Source organism: Falsiroseomonas selenitidurans (assembly GCF_012103215.1).
GTDB classification, from domain to species: domain Bacteria; phylum Pseudomonadota; class Alphaproteobacteria; order Acetobacterales; family Acetobacteraceae; genus Falsiroseomonas; species Falsiroseomonas selenitidurans.
This window is the reverse complement of sequence record NZ_JAAVNE010000091.1, coordinates 1-9,372: the sequence shown is the minus strand read 5'-3', so window position 1 is coordinate 9,372 and position 9,372 is coordinate 1. Positions and strand designations below refer to the sequence as shown.

General features: G+C 74.6%; 7 protein-coding genes. 4 read left to right on the top strand and 3 right to left on the bottom strand.

Features of this window, described 5'->3' with window-relative positions; translation table 11 throughout:
* Positions 1-4,339, bottom strand: a 4,339-nt coding sequence (locus HEQ75_RS26865) for an NAD-glutamate dehydrogenase domain-containing protein (RefSeq protein WP_235962154.1), incomplete at its 3' end; no start/stop codon positions are given.
* Positions 4,340-4,473: 134 nt separating this feature from the next.
* On the opposite strand from HEQ75_RS26865, the gene HEQ75_RS26860 reads away from it, so the two are divergent.
* From HEQ75_RS26860 to HEQ75_RS26850, 3 genes are all read left to right on the top strand, one after another.
* On the top strand, positions 4,474-4,914 hold the full coding sequence (locus HEQ75_RS26860; protein WP_168035203.1) for an OmpA family protein: 441 nt from the start codon (positions 4,474-4,476) through the stop codon (positions 4,912-4,914).
* 174 nt (positions 4,915-5,088) lie between these two features.
* Entirely contained in the window at positions 5,089-5,694 is a 606-nt protein-coding gene (locus HEQ75_RS26855; protein WP_168035202.1) for a hypothetical protein, read from the top strand.
* Positions 5,695-5,698: 4 nt separating this feature from the next.
* Complete coding sequence (locus tag HEQ75_RS26850; protein ID WP_209318802.1) at positions 5,699-6,871, top strand: cupin domain-containing protein; 1,173 nt, start codon at positions 5,699-5,701, stop codon at positions 6,869-6,871.
* 3 nt (positions 6,872-6,874) lie between these two features.
* On the opposite strand, the gene HEQ75_RS26845 is transcribed toward HEQ75_RS26850, so the two are convergent.
* Positions 6,875-8,113, bottom strand: coding sequence for an MFS transporter (locus HEQ75_RS26845; protein ID WP_168035200.1), 1,239 nt, complete (start codon positions 8,111-8,113; stop codon positions 6,875-6,877).
* A gap of 62 nt (positions 8,114-8,175) precedes the next feature.
* Between HEQ75_RS26845 and HEQ75_RS26840 the strand changes: the two genes are divergently transcribed.
* Positions 8,176-8,961, top strand: a complete 786-nt coding sequence (locus HEQ75_RS26840) for an AraC family transcriptional regulator (protein ID WP_168035199.1) — start codon at positions 8,176-8,178, stop codon at positions 8,959-8,961.
* A 94-nt stretch (positions 8,962-9,055) separates the two neighbouring features.
* On the opposite strand, the gene HEQ75_RS26835 is transcribed toward HEQ75_RS26840, so the two are convergent.
* On the bottom strand, positions 9,056-9,372 hold a 317-nt coding region (locus HEQ75_RS26835; protein ID WP_168035198.1), incomplete at its 5' end, for a hypothetical protein.

Below are 9,372 nucleotides of genomic sequence, written 5' to 3'. Positions count from 1 at the left end.
CCGGCAGGCCGGCTGCCGCAAGCCGTGCCGTCTCCGGCCCCGGGGTGGCCTGTGCGGCGGCCACCAGCGCCGCCACGCCGGGGCGCAGCGCGGCCAAGCGGGCGGCGAGGGCGCCCGGTTCGGCCATCAGCATCAACTCCCGCGTCGCGGCTTCCTGCAGGCGGCGCAGCGCCAGCAGCGCGGCCATGCGTTCCGCCACCAGGGCGGGGGCGGAATCCGCCGCCGCCGCCGCGTCCTCCAGCCCGAACAGGGCCTCGGCCAGCCAGGCGGCGCGGGCCAGCGCGGCGCCGCCGCCCACCGTCCCGGCCAGCCGGCCCAGGGCGGCCGTGCCCAGCCGGTTCGCCACCGCATTGGCCAGGGCGGTGGCCACCAATTCGCGCCGCAGCCGGTGGCGCGGGATGAGGTCCGCGAAGCGCTGCTGCAGCGCGGGCGGGAAATAGGCCGCCAGCAGCGGCGCCAGCGCATCCTCGTCCGGCAGGCCGCTCGCCTCGATCGCCTCCGTCAGCCACAGCTTGGCCGGCGGCAGCAGCGTGGCGAGTTCCGGCCGCGTCAGCCCTTCCCCGGCCGTCATCCGTGCGCGGATCGTGGTGGCATCCGGCAGCCCGGCCACGGCGCGGTCCAGCAGCCCCTCCGTCTCCAGCCGCATCATCAGCGCGGCATGGGCGGACAGGTCCGCCGGCGCGGTCATCGCCTCCAGGCTGATGGCCAGGGACTGCGCGTGGTTGTCCGCCAGCACCAGCCGCGCCACATCCGTCGTCATCGCGCCCAGCAGCGCGTCGCGCTGGGTGCGGGTCAGCGCACCGGCGCGTTCCGCCTCGGCCAGCAGGATCTTGATGTTCACCTCGTGGTCGGAGGTGCTGACGCCGGCGGAATTGTCCAGCGCATCGGTGTTCAGCCGCACGCCGGCGCCGCGATTGCCGAGCAGCGCCGCCTCGATCCGCCCGGCCTGGGTGATGCCGAGATTGGCGCCCTCCCCCAGCACCTTGCAGCGCAGCTCGCGGCCATCGACGCGGATCGCGTCATTGGCGCGGTCCCCGGCTTCGGCCTGGGTTTCCGTGCTGGATTTCACATAGGTGCCGATGCCGCCGAAATACAGCAGGTCCACCTCCAGCGACAGGATCGCGCGCAGGATGCGCGCCGGATCCACCCGCTCCTCCGCGATGCCGAGCAGCGCGCGCGCCTCCGGCGACAGCGGCAGTGTCTTGGCGTTGCGCGGCAGCACGGCGCCGCCGGGCGAGAGCCGCCGCACGTCGTAATCCGCCCAGGACGAACGCGGCAGCGCGAACAGCCGCGCGCGTTCGGCATAGGCGGCTTCCGCATCCGGCTGCGGGTCGAGGAAGATGTGCCGGTGGTCGAAGGCCGCGACGAGCTTCGTGTGCCGGGAGATCAGCAACCCGTTGCCGAAGACGTCGCCGGACATGTCGCCGACGCCGGCGCAGGTGAAGTCCGCTTCCTGCACGCCCGCGCCGCGCAACTCGGCAAAATGCCGGTCGATCATCACCCAGGCGCCGCGCGCGGTGATGCCCATGCCCTTGTGGTCGTAGCCGGCGGAGCCGCCACTGGCGAAGGCGTCGCCCAGCCAGAAGCCGTATTCGGCGGAAAGCGCATTGGCGATGTCGGAGAAGCTGGCGGTGCCCTTGTCGGCGGCGGCGACGATATAGGCGTCGTCGCCGTCGCGCCGGATGATGTTGGGCGCCGTCACCACGCGCCCGGCTTCGGAGAAATTATCCGTCAGGTCCAGCATGCCGCGCACCAGGGTGCGGTAGGCGGCGATGCCCTCCGCCTGGAAGGCTTCGCGCTCCGCGGCCGGCGGGGCGTGCTTCAGCACGAAGCCGCCCTTCGCGCCGGTCGGCACGATGACCACGTTCTTCAGCCGCTGCGCCTTCATCAGGCCGAGGATCTCGGTGCGGAAATCCTCCCGCCGGTCGGACCAGCGGATGCCGCCGCGCGCCACCGGGCCGGCGCGCAGGTGGCAGCCCTCCATGCGCGGGGAATGCACGAAGATCTCGCGCCAGGGCCGCGGCAGCGGCATGTCGCCGGCGCGCGCGGAGTCCAACTTGAAGGCCAGGTAGGCTTTCCGCTGGTAGAAATTGGTCCGCAGCATCGCATCCAGCATCAGCCGCAGGCGTTGCAGGATGCGGTCCTCGTCCGGGCTGGCGATGCGGTCCAGCAGCGCCTGCCACTGCGCCAGCAGCGCCGTCTCCTCGCGGTCCGATTCCGCGGGGTCGAAGCGGCGGCGGAAGATCTCCACCAGCAGCCGCGCCGCATCCGGCTGTGCTGCCAGCGCATCCTCCACGCTGCCCTGCGCGAAGGGGAAGCCCACCTGCTTCAGCCAGCGGAACATCGCGCGCAACAGCCAGCTTTCCTGCCAGGTGAGGCCGGCGCGCAGCACCAGGCGGTTGAAGCCATCGGCCTCCGCCGCGCCGTCCAGCAATGCCGCCAGCGCCCCGAGGATTTCCGGGAAGGCGTCCTCCGCCACATCCGCCGCCGCTTCCAGCTGGAAGACATGCAGCACCACCTCCGCCACACCCTGGGGCGAGAGCCGGTAGGGCTGTTCCTCGATGGCGCGCAGATCCAGGCTCTCGAACAGCGGCAGCGCATCGGCCAGCGGCAGGGAACGCCCGGGGCTGGCCAGGCGCAGCGTCAGCCGGCGCGGGCCGGCGCCGGGGGCGCGGTTCAGCGTGGCGCGCGGCGCGCCCTGGTCCAGCGCCTGCTCCGCCAGGGCAAGGTCGGCCACGGCCTGGGCGGCGGTCTCGGCATCCTGGTAGGCGCGCGGGAAGGCGCCGCGCCAGCGCCCGAGGCGGGGCGCGGCGGCGGCGCCGAATTCCTCGGCCAGCGCTTCCTCCAGCCGGTCGGCGAAGCCGCGCGCCACCTGTGCCACGGCGGCTTCCAGCGCCGCCTCCTGCACTGGCGGCACGGCGCCGGGCCGGGTGCCGATCACGTAGTGCACGCGTGCCAGCGGCGCATCGCCCATCAGCGTGTACCAGGCGGAGAGCCTGCCGCCGAAGGCATCCGCCAGCAGGTGGCCGACGCGCTGGCGCAGCGTGGTGTCGAAGGTATCCCGCGGCAGCCAGGCGATGGCGGCGACGAAGCGCTCGAACGGGTCGTGCCGCAGCACCAGCGCGGCGCGGGGGCGGATGGCGAGGTCCAGCGCGCGGCGGGCGCCGGCCAGGATCTCCGCCTCCGGCGCCTGGAACAGCTCGTCGCGCGGCCAGGTATCGAGGATGTTGCGCAGCGCGCGCCCGTCATGCCCTTCCGGGTCCAGCCCCGCCATCGCCAGAACGCGCAGGACCTTCTCCCGCAGCAGGGGGATGGCGCGCGGGTTGCGGTTGTAGGCATCCGCCGCGAACAGGCCGAGGAACAGGCGCAGCCCGGCCGGCCGGCCATCGGCGGCGCGGATGCGCGTCATCACCACGTCGGCATGCTGCGGGCGGTGCACGGTGGCGCGCATATTGGCCTTGGCGACCACCACCGCTTCGGCCCGCTGCAGCGTGGCGCGTACGGCGGGCGGCACATGGTCCAGGTCGCGCAGCGCGTCGAAGACCGGCACCTCGGCGTCGCGCAGCATGCCGAGATTCTCCTCCGCCACCATGCGCAGCGTGCCGTCGGGGCAGAAATCCAGCCGGCGATGGCCGAGCAGGACGTAGTTGTCCTCCGCCATCCAGGCCAGGAAATCGGCCGCCGCGCCGCCCTCCGCCGCGCATTCCGCCTGGGCGTCGCGCAGCAGGGCGAGCATGGCGGTGAAGTCGCCCACCGCGCGGCGGACATCGGCCATGGCGCGGCGCAGCCCGGCTTCCACCGTCGGCCAATCGGCCGGGCCGGTGCCGGCCAGCGGCAGGGTGGCGCCGGCGGCCAGGGTGATGCGCATCATGCTCTCCCGCGCCGGGGCGCCGGGCTCGATCGCCAGCAGCCGGCCCTCCGCATCGCGCTTCACCGGCACCACCGGGTGCAGCAGCTGCCGCACCACGCGGCCGCCCACGGTCAGCGCCGCCAGGGCGCTGTCCACCAGGAAGGGCATGTCGTCGGTCACGATCTCGGCCACCGCCACGGCGCCGCGGCCGGGGCCGGGCGGCATCAGGCGCAGCAGCGTCTCCCGCGGGCGGCGACGCGCGGCGAAGGCGAACAGGCTGGCGGCGGCCTCCGCTAGCGCTTCCGGCGGCGTGGCGGCGAGCTCCGCGGTCGGCACGGCCTCATGCAGCAGGCGCAGCAGGTCCGCGGCGCAGGGCGGCAGGGCCGGTGCCAGCCGCGCCAGCGCGGCCGCGGCGGCGCGCAGCACCTGGGGGCGCACGCCGTCCTCGCCGGGTTCCGCCGCGCCCGCCTGGCCCGCCATGTCGTTCATGCGCTTGTTCCTCCTGCCCCTGGAAGCTGGGTCTTCGGGCGCAGCGCCACAAGCCGCGCCGCGTTCCCGGGATGCGGCCGGCCGTTATGGCGGCGGGGATGCAACCCGGGGCCGCCGCCGGCATTGTGTTGCGGATGCCCAAACGAACCGCCCCCGCCCTGGTCTGCGCCGCGCTTGCGGCGCTGGCCTTCGCCCTGCCGGCCCAGGCGCAGCCGCGCCCCTTTTCCTGCGTCGGCGCGGAGCGGCTGGAGGATGACGTCATCGCCGTGCCGTTTGCCCGCAACAGCGCCACGCTGGGGCCCGCCGGGCGCAGCGCCATTGCCGCCGCCGCCGCCCAGGCGCGCAGCCAGCCGGGCCGCAACCTCTGCGTCTTCGGCCATGCGGACCGCAGCGCCGGGGCGGAGACCAGCACGCGCCTGGCCGTCCGCCGGGCGCGCGCGGTGGCCCAGGCGCTGGCCGCGGCGCGGGTGGCGCGGGACCGGGTGCGGGCGGAGGCGCAGGTCGGCGCCTTCAGCGGCCGGGTCAGCGAGCCGGGCGCGCGCGCCGTCACCATCGTGCTTCTGCCGTCGGAATAGGAATTGTTGCGAAATTTCGCAGCAAACGGACGGATTAACCAAATATTTGGACAGAATCTGACATTTCGCCGCGCTCCCTCTGTAACATCCGGCCGGGCTGGGCCAGGATGACAGCCCGGTGACGCCCGTCCGCGAGGCGCGCGGTGCCGGCCACAAGAATGAGGAAACCAGCCGGTGACCGATGATTCTGAACCCAAGGCGCCGCCGACTCGCCGCCGCCTGTTCGTGCTGCGCCTCGCGGCCATGGTGGGCGTGCTGCCCGCCGCCGCCTGCGTGCCGGTGCAGCAGGGGCCGGTGGTCTATGCGCCGCAGCCGGTGCGGCGCGGCACGGGCATCAGCGACTCGGACCCCTCCGACGCGCCGGGCAATGGCCGCGGCGGGCATCGCGGCAGCGGCATCAGCGACAACGACCCGAACGATGCCCCCGGCTTCGGCCGCGGCGGCCGCCGCGCCAGCGGCGTCAGCGACAGCGACCCGAACGATGCCCCCGGCCGCGGCCGCGGCGTGGTCCGGCGCGGCACGGGCATCACCGATTCCGATCCCTCCGACGGGCCGGGCAATGGCCGCGGCGGCGTGCGGCGCGGCACCGGCCTGACCGATTCCGACCCTTCCGACGGGCCGGGCCGCGGCCGTGGCGGCAGCCGCACCCGCGCCACCACCGGCATCACCGATTCCGATCCCTCGGACGGCCCCGGCCGCGGCCGCGGCAACATCCGCCGCACCGGGCTGACCGACACCGACCCCTCGGATGGCCCCGGCCGCGGCCGGCGCGGCTTCTGAGGCGATGAGCGGCGCGACGCTGGCGGAGGACGCCTGGCGCCTGGCCTTCGGCGACCTGCCGGTGGACCAGGGCCTGGCGCTGCGCGAATCCACGGCCTGGCGCCACTTCCCCGGCCATGATCCGCGGCGCTACGCGGCCCTGCTCTCGGTGGCGGATATCGACGCCTTCCTGGCCACGGATGCGGCGGCGCGGCCGCGCATCTCCATGGCCGACAACAGCCGCCCCGGCAGCGCCGCCGTGCCGGAGGCGGAATACGCCTTCGAGGATGGCGGCGCGGACCTGCCCAACCTGTTCGCCCGCTTCGATGCCGGGGCGACGCTGGTGCTGTCCCAGTTCAACCAGATCCACGCCCCGCTGGCGCGCTTCTGCCGCGGGCTGGAGCAGGTGTTCCTGCATGCGGTGCAGGCCAACATCTACCTGACGCCCCCCGGCGCCCAGGGCTTCCGCCGGCACTACGACACGCATGACGTGCTGGTGCTGCAGGTGCAGGGCCGCAAGGACTGGCGCATCTGGCCCGGCCAGCCCTTCCCCAACCCGACGCGCCGCACCCCCTGGCAGGGCGGCGTGGAGCCGCTGGCGGAGGCGGTGGAGGTGGTGCTTGAACCGGGCGACGCGCTGTATGTGCCGCGCGGCGTGCTGCACGATGCGGCCACCCAGGATGGCGAAGCCTCGCTGCATATCACGGTGGGCTTCATGGAGCCCTCCTTCGCCGCGGTGCTGCGGCTGGCGGTGGATCTGCTGGAGGAATCCGAACCCGGCCTCCGCGCCGCCTTCCCCACCTGGCGCCTGGCCGAGGGGCCTGGCGCCCTGGCGGCGCTGGCCCAGCCGCTCGCGGCCCTTCTGGCGGGGCCGGAGGCGCTGGACCGCACAGCGCTGGCCCTGCTGGACCGGCTGGCGGCGGACCAGCCGCCGCTGCTGGCGCGCGGCCTGTTCGTGAACGAACCGGGGCTGGAGACGAAGCTGCGCCTGGCGCCGGGCGCCCTGCACGCTTTGGTTCCGGAGCCTTCTGGGGAGGGTGCTTCCCTGCGCTGGGCCGGGGCGCCGCTGGCGCTGACGAACGAGGAAGCCGGCTGGGTGGAACGCCTGGCAGACGGCGCGACGCCGGCCGCGCTGGGCGCGGCAAGCCTGGGCTTCTGCCGCAGGCTGCGCCGGCTGGGGTTGCTGGCGGAGGGGTAGCCGCTATTCCGCCGGCTGCGCCACGCCGCGCGGGGTCGGCGCCGCCGCCCAGAGCGCCGGCGCCAGCTCCTCCTTCCGGTCCGGAAAGGCCAGGGCGCAGAGGAAGGTCACGGCGGCGAAGCCGGCCAGCACCAGCAGCACGCTGCCCAGGCCGCCCGCCGTCGCATGCAGCCAGGCGATGAAGGGGCTGGCCGCCGCGGCGCCCAGGAAGCCCACGAAGAAGCGGATGGAATACAGCCGCGCCCGCAGCGCCGGCGCCACGTAGCGTGCCGTCATCGTCTCGTTCACCGTCACCTGGCCGAAGATCGCCGCGGCGATCAGCCCGGACACCGGCAGCACCGCCCAGCCCTGCAACTGCGACAAGAGAAGAAAACCCGGCATCTGGATGCAGGCCAGCGGCAGGAAGACGCGCTTCAGCGTGTTGCGGTCGATCAGCCTTCCCACCGTGAACTGCGTCAGCCCGCCGCACAGCGTCGCCAGGAAGGCCAGCAGGCCCACCACCGGCAGCAGGTCCGGGCTGTCCGCCAGCCGCTCCGCCATCAGCTTCGGCAGCAGCAGGGTGAAGGCGTTGAAGATGAAGCCGGACACGGTGGCGAGGCTCAGCAGCACCACCACGGCGCGGCGCACCACGGCGGGTGGGATCTCGGGGAAGGGCTGGCCCGCGGCCTTGTTCTTGGCGACGTCCACCGAGCCTTCCCGCCAATACAGCAGCCCCACCAGCACGCAGAGCACGCCCGGCACCGCAAAGGCCCAGCGCCAGCCGAGCCAGGCGGCCAGGAAGGCCGTCACCACCGGCGCCAGCGCCACGCCGAGATTGCCGAAGACGCCGTTGATGCCCATGGCCGCGCCGACGCGCGCGCCGGCCGCATCCACCAGCATGGCGGTGCCGATCGGGTGGTAGATGGCGCTGAAGGCGCCCATCAGCGCCAGCCCGGCCGCCAGCCACCAGGGGCCGGGCGCCGCGGCCGCCAGCAGCAGCGCCCCGCCGGAGCCCAAGAAGAAGGCCAGCATCAGCGCCGGCCGGCCGAAGCGTTCCGCCAGCCAGCCCATCGGCAGGCTGCCCAGCCCGTACAGCACGAACATCCCCGTCCCCAGCGCCAGGATCGGCCCGTAATCGGTGCCGAACATCGCCGGATCCTGCAGCACGATGGCCAGCACGCCGGTGGCCAGGATCAGCAGGCCGTAATGGGTGAAGATATGCGCCGCGTTGACGAACCAGATCTGCCGGCGTGCCGCGTCCATGATGGGATTCCCTCGCTCGGCGGCCATGCTAGCCTGGCGCTTCACAGACGTCCCGACAGGTCATGTCGCCAGACCGCCAGAAACCCGCCCCGATCCGGGGCCTGCCGCAGGAAGCGGTGGACCGACCGCTGGCCGCCTTCGCGCGGGACTATGCGGAAGGCGAGGAGGTGCCGCGCCACACCCATGGGCGGGCGCAGCTGCTCTATGCCACCAGCGGCGTGATGCGGATCACGACCGATGAGGCCGGCTTCATCGTGCCGCCGCTGCACGCGCTGTGGATGCCCGCCGGCGCGCCGCACCAGGTGCGCACCCAGGGCGGGGTGGCAATGCGGGCGCTGTTCCTCCGTGCCGATGCCGCCGCCGCCGGGCCGGGCACGCCCACGGTGCTCGCCATCTCCGCCCTGCTGCGGGAGCTGATCCTGGCCGCCTGCGCGGAGCCGCTGGAATGGGACCAGGCCGGGCGCGGCGGGCATCTGGCGGCGCTGATCCTGGACGAGATCGCCCGCGCCCCGGCCCTGCCCTTCCGGGTGCCGGAACCGCACGACCCGCGGCTGCGGCGCCTGGCCGCCGCGCTGCGCGCCGAGCCTGCCAGCGCGCGCCGGCTGGAGGAATGGGCGGAGCTGGTCGGCGCCAGCCCGCGCACGCTGGAACGCCGCTTCCGGCTTGAGACCGGCCTGTCCTTCGCCCGCTGGCGCCAGACCCTGCGGCTGGCGGAGGCCGCCGCCCTGCTGGCGGGCGGGGAGACCCCGGCCCGCGCCGCCGCCGCCGTGGGCTATGCCAGCGCACCCGCCTTCGGCGCCGCCTTCCGCGCCAGTTTCGGCCTGACCCCGGGCGCCGCCCGCGGCTGATCGGTTCCTGATGCCCTCAGGTGCCGGGGCACCCGCCTGCGCGGCCTTTGCCGCTGGTCCTGCCTTCCGGAACCCGGGAGGGCGCGGGGCGGGTTCAGGCGGCCGGGGCGGCGGCGGAGAGGCGGCGGAACCAGGCGGTGGAGCGCCACAGCCCGTCCGGCCGCGGCGCCAGGCCGGCACCCTCCAGCAGCACGGCGGTGCGCCGCGTCGCCTCCGTCGGGCTCAGGGTCACCGCCATGCGCCGGTACAGCGCGGCGGCGCGGGCCACATCCTCCCGCGCCACGCGGCCGGCGGCATCGGCGCGGCTGCGCAGAAAGGCCGCCACCTCCTTCGCCGCCGCCGCGGCCGTCACCTCGCCCCGCGCCCCGGCGGCGGCCGCCAGCGTGGCGCGGGCAGGGCTGAACCTGTTCT